At 50.1% G+C, this 16,245-nt stretch carries 18 protein-coding genes and 1 pseudogene; 5 read left to right on the forward strand and 14 right to left on the reverse strand.

The features are described from left to right. The first annotated feature begins 115 nt into the window (after window positions 1-115). Both CFI10_RS09245 and CFI10_RS09250 read left to right on the forward strand, forming a co-directional pair. Entirely contained in the window at window positions 116-2,182 is a 2,067-nt protein-coding gene (locus CFI10_RS09245) for a DctP family TRAP transporter solute-binding subunit (RefSeq protein WP_206841584.1), read from the forward strand. Then, window positions 2,179-4,500: a putative bifunctional diguanylate cyclase/phosphodiesterase gene (locus CFI10_RS09250; protein WP_206841586.1), complete on the forward strand. Its 2,322-nt coding sequence runs from the start codon at window positions 2,179-2,181 to the stop codon at window positions 4,498-4,500. Before CFI10_RS09245 ends, CFI10_RS09250 begins: the two co-directional genes overlap by 4 nt. Before the next feature lie 6 nt (window positions 4,501-4,506). Here the strand turns inward: CFI10_RS09250 and CFI10_RS09255 are convergent, their stop codons facing one another. Both CFI10_RS09255 and CFI10_RS09260 read right to left on the reverse strand, forming a co-directional pair. Beyond that, a complete protein-coding gene (locus CFI10_RS09255; RefSeq protein WP_242530170.1) occupies window positions 4,507-4,926 on the reverse strand; it encodes a DUF6691 family protein in 420 nt (139 codons plus the stop codon). 8 nt (window positions 4,927-4,934) lie between these two features. Next, complete coding sequence (locus CFI10_RS09260; protein ID WP_206841592.1) at window positions 4,935-5,381, reverse strand: YeeE/YedE family protein; 447 nt, start codon at window positions 5,379-5,381, stop codon at window positions 4,935-4,937. A 177-nt stretch (window positions 5,382-5,558) separates the two neighbouring features. Here CFI10_RS09260 and CFI10_RS09265 point away from each other — a divergent pair, with 177 nt between their 5' ends. Next, complete coding sequence (locus CFI10_RS09265) at window positions 5,559-5,891, forward strand: 4a-hydroxytetrahydrobiopterin dehydratase (RefSeq protein ID WP_206841594.1); 333 nt, start codon at window positions 5,559-5,561, stop codon at window positions 5,889-5,891. An 89-nt stretch (window positions 5,892-5,980) separates the two neighbouring features. Here the strand turns inward: CFI10_RS09265 and CFI10_RS09270 are convergent. Further along, window positions 5,981-6,141, reverse strand: a pseudogene (locus CFI10_RS09270) (transposase); the annotation flags it as partial. 102 nt (window positions 6,142-6,243) lie between these two features. Here CFI10_RS09270 and CFI10_RS09275 point away from each other — a divergent pair. Then, on the forward strand, window positions 6,244-6,795 hold the full coding sequence (locus CFI10_RS09275; RefSeq protein ID WP_206841597.1) for a DUF6933 domain-containing protein: 552 nt from the start codon (window positions 6,244-6,246) through the stop codon (window positions 6,793-6,795). A 542-nt stretch (window positions 6,796-7,337) separates the two neighbouring features. Here the strand turns inward: CFI10_RS09275 and CFI10_RS09280 are convergent. From CFI10_RS09280 to CFI10_RS09300, 6 genes are all read right to left on the reverse strand, one after another. Then, entirely contained in the window at window positions 7,338-8,480 is a 1,143-nt protein-coding gene (locus CFI10_RS09280) for a zonular occludens toxin domain-containing protein (RefSeq protein ID WP_206841601.1), read from the reverse strand. An 8-nt stretch (window positions 8,481-8,488) separates the two neighbouring features. After that, window positions 8,489-8,749: a hypothetical protein gene (locus CFI10_RS09285; protein ID WP_206841604.1), complete on the reverse strand. Its 261-nt coding sequence runs from the start codon at window positions 8,747-8,749 to the stop codon at window positions 8,489-8,491. Between the two features lie 9 nt (window positions 8,750-8,758). After that, window positions 8,759-10,045, reverse strand: coding sequence for a hypothetical protein (locus tag CFI10_RS09290; protein ID WP_206841607.1), 1,287 nt, complete (start codon window positions 10,043-10,045; stop codon window positions 8,759-8,761). 74 nt (window positions 10,046-10,119) lie between these two features. Then, window positions 10,120-10,254 carry a hypothetical protein gene (locus CFI10_RS19360; RefSeq protein WP_277987750.1) on the reverse strand — a complete coding sequence of 45 codons (135 nt, stop codon included), beginning with the start codon at window positions 10,252-10,254 and terminating at the stop codon, window positions 10,120-10,122. A 242-nt stretch (window positions 10,255-10,496) separates the two neighbouring features. Beyond that, window positions 10,497-10,832 (reverse strand): hypothetical protein, encoded by a 336-nt coding sequence (locus CFI10_RS09295; RefSeq protein WP_206841610.1) that lies wholly within the window; start codon window positions 10,830-10,832, stop codon window positions 10,497-10,499. A 70-nt stretch (window positions 10,833-10,902) separates the two neighbouring features. Next, window positions 10,903-12,036, reverse strand: a complete 1,134-nt coding sequence (locus tag CFI10_RS09300; protein WP_206841614.1) for a phage/plasmid replication domain-containing protein — start codon at window positions 12,034-12,036, stop codon at window positions 10,903-10,905. Between the two features lie 65 nt (window positions 12,037-12,101). Here CFI10_RS09300 and CFI10_RS09305 point away from each other — a divergent pair, with 65 nt between their 5' ends. Further along, window positions 12,102-12,479, forward strand: coding sequence for a helix-turn-helix domain-containing protein (locus CFI10_RS09305; RefSeq protein WP_206841616.1), 378 nt, complete (start codon window positions 12,102-12,104; stop codon window positions 12,477-12,479). A 72-nt stretch (window positions 12,480-12,551) separates the two neighbouring features. On the opposite strand, the gene CFI10_RS09310 is transcribed toward CFI10_RS09305, so the two are convergent. The 5 genes from CFI10_RS09310 to CFI10_RS09330 form a co-directional block, all read right to left on the reverse strand. Then, entirely contained in the window at window positions 12,552-12,752 is a 201-nt protein-coding gene (locus CFI10_RS09310; protein WP_206841621.1) for a hypothetical protein, read from the reverse strand. After that, on the reverse strand, window positions 12,752-13,111 hold the full coding sequence (locus CFI10_RS09315) for a hypothetical protein (protein WP_206841624.1): 360 nt from the start codon (window positions 13,109-13,111) through the stop codon (window positions 12,752-12,754). Before CFI10_RS09315 ends, CFI10_RS09310 begins: the two co-directional genes overlap by 1 nt. 398 nt (window positions 13,112-13,509) lie before the next feature. Then, window positions 13,510-14,652 carry a zonular occludens toxin domain-containing protein gene (locus CFI10_RS09320; RefSeq protein WP_206841601.1) on the reverse strand — a complete coding sequence of 381 codons (1,143 nt, stop codon included), beginning with the start codon at window positions 14,650-14,652 and terminating at the stop codon, window positions 13,510-13,512. Between the two features lie 8 nt (window positions 14,653-14,660). Then, on the reverse strand, window positions 14,661-14,921 hold the full coding sequence (locus CFI10_RS09325) for a hypothetical protein (RefSeq protein ID WP_206841604.1): 261 nt from the start codon (window positions 14,919-14,921) through the stop codon (window positions 14,661-14,663). A 9-nt stretch (window positions 14,922-14,930) separates the two neighbouring features. Further along, a complete protein-coding gene (locus CFI10_RS09330; RefSeq protein ID WP_206841607.1) occupies window positions 14,931-16,217 on the reverse strand; it encodes a hypothetical protein in 1,287 nt (428 codons plus the stop codon). Window positions 16,218-16,245 lie beyond the last annotated feature (28 nt).

Here is a 16,245-nt window from a genome sequence, read left to right on the forward strand (position 1 = left end):
TACTTAATACATAACCGGTACTAAAACGCCATGGAACAGCTATGCCTGATCTGTGACATATATCCTTATTAATATTGCGGTATATTGAACAGGTTCAAACACTAAGGCCCATAACATGAAGCACCTCCTGAGCCTGCTTGCCGTAGCTATACTGCTGCTCATCCTGATATTGCTGGTCGTATGGCCGTTCGACCAAGACACCACCGTTCAACTGAGGCAAGCAGAAAACAGCCTTGGCAGCCAAGTATTGCGCTTTGGCTACAACATTCCCGAACGCAGCGCACTCCATCTGGCAGCCATGCGCTTCAAGGAAGAGATCGAACGCCAGACAGAAGGGCGTATTGAAATCCAGCTCTTCCCCAATCAGGCCCTCGGAAATGACCACCAGATGCTGGAAATGGCCCGACGCGGCGAGCTTGACCTCCTACTGATTCCCTCCGCCAAACTCAGCGTGGCACTGCCTGAGATGCAATATGCCGACATGCCCTTCCTCCTGCCTGCGCGAGAAGACATGTATGCAATGCTGGACGGCGAACCGGGGCGACTTCTTTTGGAAAAAATGAATAAAATCAATATGGTTGGCGTTACTTTTTGGGGTAATGGATTCAAACACTTCACCGCTAACCGGCCGTTGAAAAAACCTTCAGATTTTGCGGGCCTCAACATCAGAATCATGAAAAGCCGCCTGCTGCGTGATCAATTCAACCTCATGGGCGCGGAAGCGGTACCGATCGACTTTCACGAAACGCGCCAGGCACTTCTTGACGGCGTAGTGGATGGTCAGGAAAACCCTCTGGTGGCGATTCACAGTATGGGCATACACGAAGCACAAACCGATCTAACCCTGAGCGAGCACGCGTATCTGGCCTATATATTTGCCATCAGCGGAAAACGCTTTAACCAATTACCGGGACGCCTGCAAACCCTTCTGATTGAAACGGCACGCGCGATCACACCCTGGCAACGCGCCGAGACTGAACGACAGGAAAGCGAATTTCTGGCCGAAATTGCAGCCACAGGCATCCACATTCATCGACTGAGCAGGTCTGAACGAATACAGTTTCAGCGCGCTGTACAACCACTTGCTGATCGCTTTGAAACCACCATCGGCGCCGACATCCTTGCGTACACTCACGAATACACGACATTGCAGCACCCCCAGGAGAATCGCTGGCTTATCGGCGTAGACACTGATCTGAGCACCGTGTCTCCCAAGCTTGGCCTGGAAATCAAGCGCGGTGCAGAGTTGGCCGTCGAGCGGTTTCGCAGGGCAGATCCAACTCTGATCCCGGATATTCGAGTAATAACCCGCGACAATCGCAACCTTATCGGACGCTCAAACCGAACACTGGATGACTTTGCTCGCCAACCATCCATGATCGGGATTATTGCGGGAGTAGGGCCACTCTCTTTCCAGGCCCAGCATATGATCACAGAAGCATCGCCGCCCATACTCAATCCATGGATGAGCCACACCGAGCTATTTTCAGCCGACAGTCGCTTGATCAACCTTGCGCCATCATCATTCCAGATAGCCAAACAGCTGGGACAAGAGCTAAGTCAGCGAAATATCAGCACAGTACAGCTGCTGACAGAAGCAACAGCTCTGAGTGAAGATCTTGCTGTCGCAATAGAAACCGAGGCAATCAAGGCAGGCCTTGAGGTCCACTCAAAGATCAAGCTTGACCCTACAAAGCCATTGGCCCAACAGCTTAAAACCCAACAAAATACGGCAACAGACGCTATTATTCTGGTACTACACAGCCAGTTGCTTGAACAGAGCCTGGAATGGTACGAAGATCAGCCTGATATACCCCTGCTGATCTCAGCAGTAGACTGGACAGTTTCGGCAAACGCGCCCAATCTACTCAGCCTGCAGAGCTGGCATCATGGAAATACAATAGACGATATCATAGCGGCATATACTGACCGTTACGGCAACGAACCAGCGTCAGTTTCAACGCTTTTGCAGTCACACGACGCAGCCTGGATATTGCTGTTCGCGGCAACACGGTGTGAGGCCGGACTGAGCGACAATATCAAGCAGGCCCTTAACGCTGCAGTACCATGCGAACGAGTGGCATCGGATTTTTCAATGACAGCTCCTGACCAGCCGGGGCAATTCAGGCTGCACCTGGCGCCAGCCTATCGGCAAACCGGTAGCAAAAGGGGGACACCATGAAGTTATTGACCTCTGACCAGCCACCCAAGCATTACCGCAGCCTTCAGCGCAAACTGACACTGACAATATGCGGCTTTGTGGCGCTGGTTATGCTCATCGTCACTTTCACGGTTGCCTACATTTTACGCAATGAGCTATATCAGCAGGCATACAAAGGGCTAGGGGAAAGCGCTCACTCGTCGTTGATCCAGCTGGAAAACCGTATCGCCTATCTGGTTGAGGGTACCGCAAGACTGGCGGAAAACCCTTTCATGGTGAATGGGCTAATTGACAGTCAGGCTCGCACCACCGATTTACCACCATTGTTGGCAAACTTCTCTTCAGGGACGTCCATGCGCTCGGCAGCCCTGCTGGATTTTGATGGACAGCCGGTATATCAGGACGAACACTGGCTGCCTGAGTTTAACCAGTCAACAGAATTGAGAGCCGCTCTCTCGATGGGGGAAATTGCGCTCTATAACGACCCTGCCAACCGACAAATGACAGTCATTGCGCCAATCAAGTTCTACGACACAACTCAGGGCGCACTGTTGGCAGCCTTCGACCTGCGTGAACTGGTCGCACGTCATGCCTTTAGGGAAAACGAAGGATTCCTGAGGCTCTATACAGAAGACACTTCAGTGTTGACCCTGGGCCATGATGAAACCATCAATTACATCAGCAGTCGACAGCGACCGACAGTGGACACACCACTACTACAGCAACTTGATTTAAGCCTTGAAGCCGGCATTCCTGAATCCCAATTCGAGTCAGTCATCACAACGACTGTCACTCGCTTCGTCGGCATTGGCATTATTCTGACCTTGATAGCCGCCATACTGGCAGCATGGATTGGACAGGGGATAGCCTCACCCATAATCGAACTGTATCGCAGAGTAAAGGATACCCGCCGCGCAACCTGCGCGCCTCTTGGGACCCATGATGAACTTGAAGCACTTGCGGAAGCCTTTGATGAACGCACGCACGCACTGGAATTGGCACAACTTGGGTTGCAGGAACAACGCGACCGGTTTGAGTATGAGGCCAACCACGATTCACTGACTGGATTGCCTAACCGTTTTAATTTCAATCAGCAGCTAGAACTTGCCATCAGCCAAGCGGTACACGACTGTCTAAACTTCACTCTGGCGTATATTGATCTGGACCGCTTCAAGCTGATCAATGACAGCCTTGGACACCCTGTCGGGGATAAGGTACTGATCACCGTGGCTGACCGCCTTAAAGCTTTGCTTGGAAAGGGGGATCGTCTTTTCCGGCACGGCGGTGACGAATTTTTCCTGCTGCTGGCTGCCAGTGCCGATACCCGACATGAAGACGAACTTCTGCCACGCGTTGTGGCCGCCCTGTCAGATCCCGTCATCAAACATGGACATCATCTGGACGTTCGGGCCAGCATCGGAGTCACGCGATGCCCACAGGATGGCAATACCGCTCAAGCACTGACACGCAACAGCGATCTCGCCATGTACCTGGCCAAGAAGATGGGCGGCGGACAGTATCAGCACTTTCATACCAGCCTCAGTGATCAGGCACTGCAACGCATGGAAGTTGAAGCAGGGCTGAAACAAGCACTGCAAAAAGGGGAGCTGCGGGTATATTTCCAACCCCAGGTCGATATGCGCAATGGCCACATGACGGGCACCGAAGCACTGGTACGTTGGCAGCACCCGGATAAGGGACTCCTGATGCCAGGCGCATTCATTCCGATTGCCGAGGAAACCCGGCTGATTATTGATCTGGGCAACGAGGTCATGCGACAAGCCTGTCAGCAACAGGTCGAGTGGTATCGTGCTGGCTTCAACCCGGGAAGGGTCTCCGTAAACCTGGCGGGGGCACAGATTCACGAAGCTGACTTGGTTGAATCCGTTCAAAGCGTGTTACATCAGACTGGTTGTAAACCACAATGGCTTGAACTGGAGGTAACCGAGGGCTTTATTATGCAAGACACCGCCAGAACCGTGCCAACCCTGAAGCAGCTTAAGGAAATGGGAATACTATTGTCGATCGATGATTTTGGCACCGGATACTCATCACTGACCTACCTCAAACGACTGCCGGTATGCCGGCTGAAAATCGACCAATCGTTTGTCAGAAACTCAGTAATGGATCCCAACGATCTTGCCATTATCGAAGCCATCATAGCACTGGCAAATAAACTGGACCTGGAGCTTATCGCAGAAGGAGTTGAAACCGAAGAGCAGAAGAAACTGCTTCTGCAGGCTGGATGCCCGCACGCACAGGGCTATTTATATGGCAAACCCATGCCGGCACTGGAACTGATGGAGATGCTCCGCGAGAACCAGACCGGCACGGCATAATGGATATTAAGAGATTCGGTGAAGAACCCAACGAGCGGCGAATGTACCTACCACAAACGCCATCACGACTATCAGAATGTCGCTGTCAGCAAAGCTCAATGATGTAATCATCGGCCCGGGACAGTACCCTGCAAGCCCCCAACCCACACCAAACACAACACCGCCAATAACAAGACGCTTATCAACCTCAGCCTTGGTTGGAAGCCTGAAAAATTCAGCCAGAAGCGGGCGTTTTTGTTTCAAAATAAGTGGCGTCAGCAGCGCATTAACCAGCAAACCGCCAGCCATCACGAATGCCAGAGACGGGTCCCAGCTGCCCAACAGATCAAGAAAATTTGTCACCTTGGCAGGATCAATCATTTGTGACAAGCCAAGACCAAAGCCGAATAGTGAACCGGCAGCAAGTGCGGCCAGCAGTTGTTTCATGGACTGACTCATGCTGCATCTCCCATAAGGTGACGCACAACATACACGGTTACAATCGCACTACCCATAAAACAAAAAGTAGCCACAAGAGAACGCGGACTGCGGCGCGCAAGACCACAAATACCATGGCCGCTGGTGCAGCCCGTACCGATCTGTGTACCAATTCCCACAAGCAGGCCCGCAATGATCAGCACAGGCTTGTCAGCAACCGCTGCTATATGCTGCACACCAGCACCCAACCCTGACCACTGATAGAGGAAGCCTCCCAGAATCAACCCAAGAATGAACACGACACGCCAGCCAATATCATCACGGGACTCGGGATAGATAATACCGCCGGCAATTCCGGAAATGCCGGCCACCCGACCTTTTGCAAGCAGTAGGAACGCAGCCGAGAGGCCGATCAAGGCCCCTCCGATCAGTGCAGGGACCGGGGTAAAGTTTATGATTGTCATGGATAGAAGATGCCTTGAAAATTGATATTTAAATTAGACTCGTCTTATATAAAAAGATTATCCCTGAACTAGCAAAAAGTGCAAGCGGAGTAGAGCAGGCCCAGACCACTGCGGCATGACCTCAGATTGGCGTCTACACTTAGCCCAGTGACACACACAATTAATGGGGAGACAGACATGCTGCTGGCAGAAAAACGCTGCATACCTTGCCATGGTGAAGTATCAGCGCTTACGCGCAAGGATGCCGAAAATTACCTTAAGCAAGTACAAGGCTGGTCACTTTCAGACAACGCGAGTCGCATCCACCGAGAGTTCATTTTCCCTGACTTCAAAACCGCCCTGACTTTTGCTAATCATGTTGGAGAGCTGGCAGAGGAGGCGGGCCACCACCCTGAAATATGCTTCGGCTGGGGCTATGCCAAAGTAGAGATATGGACACACAAAGTTGGCGGTTTGCATGAAAATGACTTCATTCTGGCAGCACGGATAGACGCTCTTGAAGAGGCTTGACCCTCAGCTGCCTACGAATAAGTCCGGCCCAAGGCTCTGAAACGTCGCGATCGCTACCTCAGAGGCAAAAATTCAGTACTCATGGCGTTCAAAAGATGGCGGAAGTTCAGGATAGTGGTGTGATCGGGAATGGCCTTATCAGTGACAGCCGAGCAAACAGACGCATGGACGCAATCTCATAGAACGCGTCTTCCATGGCTGGATCACTGAGGTTATACCACTGCTGCATGCAGTGAATGTCCGCGAATGTAAGTTGCTGATCCATCGGTGCATCCCAAGGCTTTCCTCGTGTCGTTTTTGATATGCTAAAAAATATTATAAATAAATTGAATCAAATGGTTGGAAGATTATATTGAGAATTCACATTACAAAAAAATTGGCAGAAAAGCTCAAGAAGGCTGGCTTTGAAATCGCTGATTCAGCTGAGGAGCAGCCATCGGCCCTAGGCGACTGGCATGCCAATATCACAACGATTCAGCGTCGTCAGTGTCTGGTGTTTACTCACGACCAGACGCGGTTCTCATTGGCATTGATCGGCATGACGCAAAAAGAGATTAAGGAGCTGACGTTCTGGTTCAGCGATATGTTGGCTAACACCATGTTAAAGCAGGGCTATCCTGTAGAATTGATGGAACGTGCCGTGAGCTCATTTAGTGAACTCAGCTTCGATACACAGTGCAGCCGCTCAGTTCAAGGAACATTGCGCAACATGATCTGGGACCTGGAATCGTTTACATGGGACGGCACACAGATCACTGACTTGGCACCATACTCGATTTCCGCAAGCCTCTGTGAACGTCCATGCAGCATCAAGGGCATGAGAGAGTTGGACTGCTTGTGGCCAGCCAAAGAGATGCTGAAGCTACTGGAGCAGTTACCAGGCCCACATGAGACACTTCACTGATCGGATCAGTGCAGAATCACACCAATCACAAATCGCCACCAGCTTGCACGGAACGACACTCAACCCACAAAACTGAAATCTTCGGCACTCTCCGCACGGGTTGATTAATCCTTAATCACACCAATAATCCCATAGTGGGTTATACGCCTGAAAAAGCAGGATCTCATCTTATCGGCAGTTAACGGTTTCGGCGGGACAGGGCGAATCAGCCTGTAGGCCAAGCGCTGCCTGGCATTGAGCTTTAGTACGTAAGATGAGACTGATCTCACAGTAAAATACAAATAACACAAACTCACAGCAATGGAGGCTAACCAGACACTATATTTAACATAATATACATTATGCGAAACCCGATAGAAGGGAAAAAAGCGGTTAATCAGGGGGTGAAATGCTGCCGGTGTTCCTATCAGACAGCGATCAGCACAACGAGTAAATCAGGATAGACAGGACGCCAAGAGCGGTTGAACATGCCCGCCGCTAGCGGGCATAAACAGTGCCAGTAGTCAGGCTGTGCGAGTCGCATACGCTCACGCACAGTCTGACTACATGGACACGGGTTGTGCCGCAGTACCCAAGCCGCCGTTTCTAAATCCGGTTGTACGGTCGACGCGCTTTCCGTCAACGATACACCAATCCATAAAACCGCCGGTATAGCTATGGCATGCAGCCTTGTCGACATAACGATAACCAACGCGATTCTGGACAACAACAAAATCACCAGATGGCAAACCAACCTCACCAACAAGTTGCCAATCGTTAGAGGCACTGGGGAGATTAGAATCAGGGTCTAAATAGGGATCAGGCGAAGGAGAGGCAGGGACAGGCGGCAGTAAAGCAGGTTTTGGATCATAAACCGTAGGCAAACTAACACCCTCGGGAACATCAACATGCTGAGAAGCAGTATCAACGCGATCTGTAGCACCGAAACCACTCGACAAAAGATCATATGCAGACCAGCCGCCAATGATAAGGGCGAGAGGACCACCGATGAGGGACATGAGCAAAGCTGGAGATCGGAGCTTATTTGCACGCTTATCAGCCTTTTGCTCTTTCCCTGCCCCATGAAGCCCCCCTGCCTGCGACTTAGTAGCGGACTGATACAGATTATATACTTTAGGTTGATATGAACCGTAGAACTCACGAAGACGCCGGTTAACTGACGGTTTTGGGCCCGTAACCGGACCAGTGAATACGTCAATACGATAACGCCGATCCTGACCAACATGGTTAAGCTTTTGAGCACGGTAGGTTTCGTCAACGAAATTGCGCACCCAACTGGCAAGCTGGGCAAGATCCTGAGTAACGAGAACTATCTCAGTTGAGCGACCCGCCGCATCGACTTGGTGACGATGCTCAGCGAAGTATTCCTGATGCTGTTTTTTTGCCTGGTTAACTTTTTGGCCTGATGGCCACACCCTCCAGACCTCGTCCCATACATGAACAGCACCATATCGAAGGTGCAAGAACGTTTCGTTTTCAGAATCGGCAACGGCCTGTAAATCCATTAACTCGATTCGAGGATGAGGAGCAGAATTAAGACGGCACCATTCCTGAATCTCGCCCATTTTCAGTGGCAAGTTGGTGACGATCGGTCGACCCTGCAAAAGACAGGGCAAAATTACATTCTCTACTACTCCATAGCTTTTGCCAGAACCCGGTAGCCCGGTATATGCAACAACAGACATAAATCACCTCATCCTATAATTGGTATACGGCGGATTATAAAACGAATCAGATAAGCACTGAGAATGATTGAAATACCGTATTCAATTTGCATAGGCCCGACAAAATAGGCGACCTCAGGAGTTATTCCAGCAAGAGAACCACCGACATCGTCAAACCACTCGGGGGCAGGTATTTGCTCAAGAACCGACATAAGAAGATCGAACAACCAAAAAAGCATTTCACGGAACCAATGCTTCAAAGTATCGAAAAAAGGTACAAGCAATAACATAAAACCCCCTTACGCCGAGAGTACAATCCTAACGCCGAGCAGCGCCCAGCCAGCCAGAAAAACAGCAGACAATATGCCGGAAAAGTCGCGATATATAACACAATGAATATCAGTCGTTACAGACCAAAAACCAGCGACTGAGATATTAAGGGGTGAGCAATGGCCAGAGGGCACACTACCGACCATATCTTCCACAGACTGAAGCAGTGGAACATTCTTCAGCCGCTCCATGTATCGACCCATACCAGCATCTTTTATCTCGTCAAGACGATCCTGAGAGGGATTTAAGCAACCCTTTGCACCAAATTTCGTTGGATCACAATCAGTACCGGATTCATCTTCGCCGGTATTATCGCCGGTATCACCAGAACCAGAACCGGTACCTGGATCACCACCGCCGCCAGTACCAGAATCACCCGTTGTGGCGCCAGAGTCACCTGTTCCGTCAGTGTCGACAGTACCATCTGAGTTCTGATAGTCAGTTGGTCGATCTGGCCTAGGTGAATCTTGTGAAACAGTACCTTCGGGACAAGATGCGGAGCCGTTGACGATATAGCCAACTGTTCCATCAGGATTGAGACAGTTTTTCTCGCCCTGGGGATCATCAGTATAACCAAATGGGCATGAGGCATTGGCAGATACAGTTCCAATATACACCCCTGACGAGCTAAAACATTTTTTAGGAGGATCACCAGCAGGCTGACATCCATTATCGATATCACATTGGCCCTCATCCTGACCAGTTGCAGGGTCACCAGTAAACTCTAGAACAGCCGTGCATTTTCGTTCGCCAGTATTCAAATCGTCGGCACAGCCGGCAACCTTAGTAACAAGACGACAACCTTCGAAAGCATAATACTCGGACGGATAACCGCCAGTAAAGGCGTCTAGCTGTATACTGAACTGCTCGCCGGATTCTGGACATTCAGGCTCAGTAGGCAGAGGGCATATTGATGAACCCCAAGAAGAATATTTAGGATAGAGAGAAAACGTTCTAGCACCATAAAAAGCGCGGCAGACGCCAGCAGAATCTATAGAGTAAGTCCTATCCGGATAATAAGCACTTGCACCCGAACACGCCTCAGCATATGTATTACCATAAGATTTAGGTGATGAATCTACATAAACACAAGGATCACCCTCGACAGCAGCAAAAGCAAAAACAGGAAGAAATCCAACAAAAAAAGCCATCAAAGGCGCAAGAAACCAATTACCCCAGTAATTTGAAAAATTGGGTTTCAGAAACTGCGAAAAGCGCCGTACGCACACGCGCAGCCCATTACAAAGAATGTCCATGACCAAAGATGCTCCACACCAACCCCCTAAGAAAAAAAGGGGGCCGAAGCCCCCAGCGCTGGAGAAACGCAGTCTTAACGACCGCGAATCATGCCGATGAGTTCACCGGCACCACGACGAACAACGACAAAGCCCGCAATGGCAGCACCGATAACACCGATACCAGTCACAACAGCAGCAAAGTCTACAGCACCTGTAATTGCTTCCATGATTCACCTACCTATATTGATTGATTTAACAAGTTGAGCAGCACAAAAACCGGCCAGCATGCAGATGGCAACGCTGGTAAATCCGGCCCCGAACATAGCCGCTAGATGCTCGGGGTTCAGTTGCGCCAAATCAAATGCCATGAGCACCTGATCGGACGGAATAATTGCCCATTGTTCAGAGCACGTCAGAGAACCATCCGGATTGGATGTAAGAACGCCTTGGCACAATGGGAACGAAGACATTACGAAACCTTACTGACCGGTGCAGAAGCTGTTACAGCCTTATTAATCCGGTCGGCAGCATTCTTGACAAATGCAGCGTAGGGCGCGATCTGGGCACCAAAGCCGAGGCGGTAAGACAAGTTGCCTTCACGAATATCGACCTCGATATCAGTCACAACCTCCTTGCCTTCGAGATCCATGAACTGGACATGCTTGCCCTCTTCAATATCCCGGTTAAACATCATGACGGTGATCGCTTCCGATCCAGACGACTTTAACGTGATCTTGCCGAGTTTTTCCTTGCCGCCTTTGATTGAAGCAATATCAACATCGAGAACCTTCATAATAACGCGCATGTTTTTTACCTCTCGTTTTGATATCAATTCGTTCTCGAGGAGCGTTAGCCAGGAGAACAAAACGATATCGTTAAGCAACCAATTGGAGATTAGGACGGGCGTCCGCGTGGCGGTACCAGCTCGGGGCAGATACCTCCTGAACTTCAACTTTCTTGGCCTTGACGATATAAACCGGACTGAACCGGCTGATATCGCAAGCGTGAGCAATGTCGATACCAATGTTTCGCAACCGTGCACGGTGGGTTTGAACCTGTGACTTCTGAAGATCAAAACGCTGACCATGCATCCACTGGATGGCATACATGGCCGTGGTATTGGCGGCTCGGGTGGTCTCGACAGTGCCTGAACTGATCAGGCGTTCAGAAATGCTTTCGAGGGTCATGGCTTCTACCTGCAAACGGCTATCAATGGACACAAACTCAGACTGCAACGGCTGGAATATCGACTGATCAAACAACCCCCAGTAACGGGCATTCATGCGTGTTAACTGGCGGCCTTTGATCTTCTGTTCAAAGCGGACAATGCCGTTTTCAGAACAGAAACGGATCACATCACGGACATACTCAACTTCAGTACTTTCAGGGCCGTATTTTCTGAGGACTTTGGGGAGCAAATGGAGGCCCAGCTCGTGGGCCTTGTCGTAGACACTGGGGTAAATCAAGTTGGCTGCACCCTTCTTGGACAGCCAGTCAACGGTCTTACCGTTGGTGTGTAAACGAGGGACAGAGTTACGGTAGTTCAGCGTTGACAAGCCTTTCAGGTAGTCATCTGAACACCCCTCACCTGCGGCGCGGTTCGTGGTGGTGTGGACCTCCTTCAGAACCGCGCCGTCCGTCATCTGACGGAGTTTTGCAGAACCGGAAACCTTATCTGTCATGTGCCATACCTTCGTACACTTGGTGAACTCAGGCAGGCCCAGCGAACGAAGAACACGGTTATAAACCGCCACACATTCGTCCAGGGACTTAAGACCAAACAGATTATCGAGACGACCATACCGGGAGGGATTACCGGAGACAGTCAGGCGGTTGCCGGAAATGCGAATCTTGATCGAAGTGCAAAAAGAACCTTCATGCTGCCACGCTGGCTGACAAATCGCCCCGCCCTCGCCTGTCGCGGTATCAATGTTCTGATACGCACGATCAGCGACGAGCGGGAGCTCAAAGTCAAAATCTTGGTAGATTTCTAGCCAGTCAAAGAACACAAAAAAGTCCCTTTATGTACACATGTGCAATTTCAATGCGTCATATATACAACCAACAAACATACATGTCAAATAAAGACGTAGAATCATGCCTATATGCAACAGGAGATCACGGAATCATGCATATAGGTGAAAACCTCAAGAACATTCGTAAAAAAATGAAAATGTCTCAGAAGGAACTGGCAGAGGCGTCAGGGATAAGCTCTGCACAGATATCGAGAATAGAAAAAGGAGACCAGAAGAACCCACAACTAGAAACGGTTGTATCGCTGGCAACCAACCTAGGGGTATCACTGGAAGAACTGGTATTTGGGGAGAAAAGCCCTAACGAAATCAACTACTTAATGAAAGCAGTTGACGAAATGGAAACCGAAGAAAAGGAATTCATAAAGAGACTGATAAAAACATGCGTGATAACAAGCCAGAGTAAACGGCTAGAGTAAGGTTTACCCCGGGAAACCGGGGTAAAGTTCGGGTGTCACTGGAACCCGAACGCCTCCGGCGTCAGATCAGCATCACAAGGCGCGCATCGCTTCAACCACCGCGACCTCTTCCGGCGTCAGCCACATCTGCACCTCGCCCCGCGCCCTGCGCCGCTCGCGCTCGGCTTGCTTGCGTTCAGCCGCTGACATGGCACCGCTTTTAAGATTCGGCTTGCGGCCCCGCCGCTCAAGCGGCAAGGGGCGGGTCTGTTTGTCCAGGTTATCGCGTGCCATTACCGGTATACCTCGCGGCCTAGTATGTGGCCGTGGTGATCTAACTCCATGTTTGCCGCGGTTATGTAGTCAAGCACTTTGCCAAGCTCTGCATCCGTCTTGTCGCCTGTGTACACGTAACCGGTCAGCACACGCGCAAAGCGTATGTTATGCATCACGTCATCCAGCATGTTGTTAAACCACTGCGACCCGTCGTCGTGCGGTGTAATAAGCCGCAGCACATTAGCCAGTGCATCCAACGCTTTGCCAAGCTCAGCATCCGATTTTTGACCTGTATACACCGCACGCACAACAGAGCTTGCCGCCGCCGTTTCGCGCATTACGTCCACGGCCATTTTTGCGTAGGTTTTTGCGTCCATTGCCTTTTCCTCAATTTCGTGACTGTCACTAAATAATATACCCGCACCGGCACCAATGCAAGCATTAATTTGTGATTGTCACGATAAAAAAATAAGGAATAAGGCCTCGCATAATGCGCGTTATGTGACGGGTCGCCCAGCTGCGGCGGGCCGTGAGATTGTGCCCGCCGCCCCCTAAACATAACGCATTGACCATTATGCGAAACCCGATAGAAGGGAAAAAAGCGGTTAATCAGGGGGTGAAATGCTGCCGGTGTTCCTATCAGACAGCGATCAGCACAACGAGTAAATCAGGATAGACAGGACGCCAAGAGCGGTTGAACATGCCCGCCGCTAGCGGGCATAAACAGTGCCAGTAGTCAGGCTGTGCGAGTCGCATACGCTCACGCACAGTCTGACTACATGGACACGGGTTGTGCCGCAGTACCCAAGCCGCCGTTTCTAAATCCGGTTGTACGGTCGACGCGCTTTCCGTCAACGATACACCAATCCATAAAACCGCCGGTATAGCTATGGCATGCAGCCTTGTCGACATAACGATAACCAACGCGATTCTGGACAACAACAAAATCACCAGATGGCAAACCAACCTCACCAACAAGTTGCCAATCGTTAGAGGCACTGGGGAGATTAGAATCAGGGTCTAAATAGGGATCAGGCGAAGGAGAGGCAGGGACAGGCGGCAGTAAAGCAGGTTTTGGATCATAAACCGTAGGCAAACTAACACCCTCGGGAACATCAACATGCTGAGAAGCAGTATCAACGCGATCTGTAGCACCGAAACCACTCGACAAAAGATCATATGCAGACCAGCCGCCAATGATAAGGGCGAGAGGACCACCGATGAGGGACATGAGCAAAGCTGGAGATCGGAGCTTATTTGCACGCTTATCAGCCTTTTGCTCTTTCCCTGCCCCATGAAGCCCCCCTGCCTGCGACTTAGTAGCGGACTGATACAGATTATATACTTTAGGTTGATATGAACCGTAGAACTCACGAAGACGCCGGTTAACTGACGGTTTTGGGCCCGTAACCGGACCAGTGAATACGTCAATACGATAACGCCGATCCTGACCAACATGGTTAAGCTTTTGAGCACGGTAGGTTTCGTCAACGAAATTGCGCACCCAACTGGCAAGCTGGGCAAGATCCTGAGTAACGAGAACTATCTCAGTTGAGCGACCCGCCGCATCGACTTGGTGACGATGCTCAGCGAAGTATTCCTGATGCTGTTTTTTTGCCTGGTTAACTTTTTGGCCTGATGGCCACACCCTCCAGACCTCGTCCCATACATGAACAGCACCATATCGAAGGTGCAAGAACGTTTCGTTTTCAGAATCGGCAACGGCCTGTAAATCCATTAACTCGATTCGAGGATGAGGAGCAGAATTAAGACGGCACCATTCCTGAATCTCGCCCATTTTCAGTGGCAAGTTGGTGACGATCGGTCGACCCTGCAAAAGACAGGGCAAAATTACATTCTCTACTACTCCATAGCTTTTGCCAGAACCCGGTAGCCCGGTATATGCAACAACAGACATAAATCACCTCATCCTATAATTGGTATACGGCGGATTATAAAACGAATCAGATAAGCACTGAGAATGATTGAAATACCGTATTCAATTTGCATAGGCCCGACAAAATAGGCGACCTCAGGAGTTATTCCAGCAAGAGAACCACCGACATCGTCAAACCACTCGGGGGCAGGTATTTGCTCAAGAACCGACATAAGAAGATCGAACAACCAAAAAAGCATTTCACGGAACCAATGCTTCAAAGTATCGAAAAAAGGTACAAGCAATAACATAAAACCCCCTTACGCCGAGAGTACAATCCTAACGCCGAGCAGCGCCCAGCCAGCCAGAAAAACAGCAGACAATATGCCGGAAAAGTCGCGATATATAACACAATGAATATCAGTCGTTACAGACCAAAAACCAGCGACTGAGATATTAAGGGGTGAGCAATGGCCAGAGGGCACACTACCGACCATATCTTCCACAGACTGAAGCAGTGGAACATTCTTCAGCCGCTCCATGTATCGACCCATACCAGCATCTTTTATCTCGTCAAGACGATCCTGAGAGGGATTTAAGCAACCCTTTGCACCAAATTTCGTTGGATCACAATCAGTACCGGATTCATCTTCGCCGGTATTATCGCCGGTATCACCAGAACCAGAACCGGTACCTGGATCACCACCGCCGCCAGTACCAGAATCACCCGTTGTGGCGCCAGAGTCACCTGTTCCGTCAGTGTCGACAGTACCATCTGAGTTCTGATAGTCAGTTGGTCGATCTGGCCTAGGTGAATCTTGTGAAACAGTACCTTCGGGACAAGATGCGGAGCCGTTGACGATATAGCCAACTGTTCCATCAGGATTGAGACAGTTTTTCTCGCCCTGGGGATCATCAGTATAACCAAATGGGCATGAGGCATTGGCAGATACAGTTCCAATATACACCCCTGACGAGCTAAAACATTTTTTAGGAGGATCACCAGCAGGCTGACATCCATTATCGATATCACATTGGCCCTCATCCTGACCAGTTGCAGGGTCACCAGTAAACTCTAGAACAGCCGTGCATTTTCGTTCGCCAGTATTCAAATCGTCGGCACAGCCGGCAACCTTAGTAACAAGACGACAACCTTCGAAAGCATAATACTCGGACGGATAACCGCCAGTAAAGGCGTCTAGCTGTATACTGAACTGCTCGCCGGATTCTGGACATTCAGGCTCAGTAGGCAGAGGGCATATTGATGAACCCCAAGAAGAATATTTAGGATAGAGAGAAAACGTTCTAGCACCATAAAAAGCGCGGCAGACGCCAGCAGAATCTATAGAGTAAGTCCTATCCGGATAATAAGCACTTGCACCCGAACACGCCTCAGCATATGTATTACCATAAGATTTAGGTGATGAATCTACATAAACACAAGGATCACCCTCGACAGCAGCAAAAGCAAAAACAGGAAGAAATCCAACAAAAAAAGCCATCAAAGGCGCAAGAAACCAATTACCCCAGTAATTTGAAAAATTGGGTTTCAGAAACTGCGAAAAGCGCCGTACGCACACGCGCAGCCCATTACAAAGAATGTCCATGACCAAAGATGCTCCACACCAACCCCCT

This window comes from Marinobacterium iners (genome assembly GCF_017310015.1).
Taxonomy (GTDB): Bacteria; Pseudomonadota; Gammaproteobacteria; order Pseudomonadales; family Balneatricaceae; genus Marinobacterium; species Marinobacterium iners.

Bases quoted from the DNA above. Each gene is read 5' to 3' on its own strand.
- CFI10_RS09245 (WP_206841584.1), top strand. From the start codon at position 116: ATGAAGCACCTCCTGAGCCTGCTTGCCGTAGCTATACTGCTGCTCATC.
- CFI10_RS09250 (WP_206841586.1), top strand. From the start codon at position 2,179: ATGAAGTTATTGACCTCTGACCAGCCACCCAAGCATTACCGCAGCCTT.
- CFI10_RS09255 (WP_242530170.1), bottom strand. From the start codon at position 4,926: ATGAAACAACTGCTGGCCGCACTTGCTGCCGGTTCACTATTCGGCTTT.
- CFI10_RS09260 (WP_206841592.1), bottom strand. From the start codon at position 5,381: ATGACAATCATAAACTTTACCCCGGTCCCTGCACTGATCGGAGGGGCC.
- CFI10_RS09265 (WP_206841594.1), top strand. From the start codon at position 5,559: ATGCTGCTGGCAGAAAAACGCTGCATACCTTGCCATGGTGAAGTATCA.
- CFI10_RS09280 (WP_206841601.1), bottom strand. From the start codon at position 8,480: ATGTCTGTTGTTGCATATACCGGGCTACCGGGTTCTGGCAAAAGCTAT.
- CFI10_RS09285 (WP_206841604.1), bottom strand. From the start codon at position 8,749: ATGTTATTGCTTGTACCTTTTTTCGATACTTTGAAGCATTGGTTCCGT.
- CFI10_RS09290 (WP_206841607.1), bottom strand. From the start codon at position 10,045: ATGGACATTCTTTGTAATGGGCTGCGCGTGTGCGTACGGCGCTTTTCG.
- CFI10_RS19360 (WP_277987750.1), bottom strand. From the start codon at position 10,254: ATGGAAGCAATTACAGGTGCTGTAGACTTTGCTGCTGTTGTGACTGGT.
- CFI10_RS09295 (WP_206841610.1), bottom strand. From the start codon at position 10,832: ATGCGCGTTATTATGAAGGTTCTCGATGTTGATATTGCTTCAATCAAA.
- CFI10_RS09305 (WP_206841616.1), top strand. From the start codon at position 12,102: ATGTCAAATAAAGACGTAGAATCATGCCTATATGCAACAGGAGATCAC.
- CFI10_RS09310 (WP_206841621.1), bottom strand. From the start codon at position 12,752: ATGGCACGCGATAACCTGGACAAACAGACCCGCCCCTTGCCGCTTGAG.
- CFI10_RS09315 (WP_206841624.1), bottom strand. From the start codon at position 13,111: ATGGACGCAAAAACCTACGCAAAAATGGCCGTGGACGTAATGCGCGAA.
- CFI10_RS09320 (WP_206841601.1), bottom strand. From the start codon at position 14,652: ATGTCTGTTGTTGCATATACCGGGCTACCGGGTTCTGGCAAAAGCTAT.
- CFI10_RS09325 (WP_206841604.1), bottom strand. From the start codon at position 14,921: ATGTTATTGCTTGTACCTTTTTTCGATACTTTGAAGCATTGGTTCCGT.
- CFI10_RS09330 (WP_206841607.1), bottom strand. From the start codon at position 16,217: ATGGACATTCTTTGTAATGGGCTGCGCGTGTGCGTACGGCGCTTTTCG.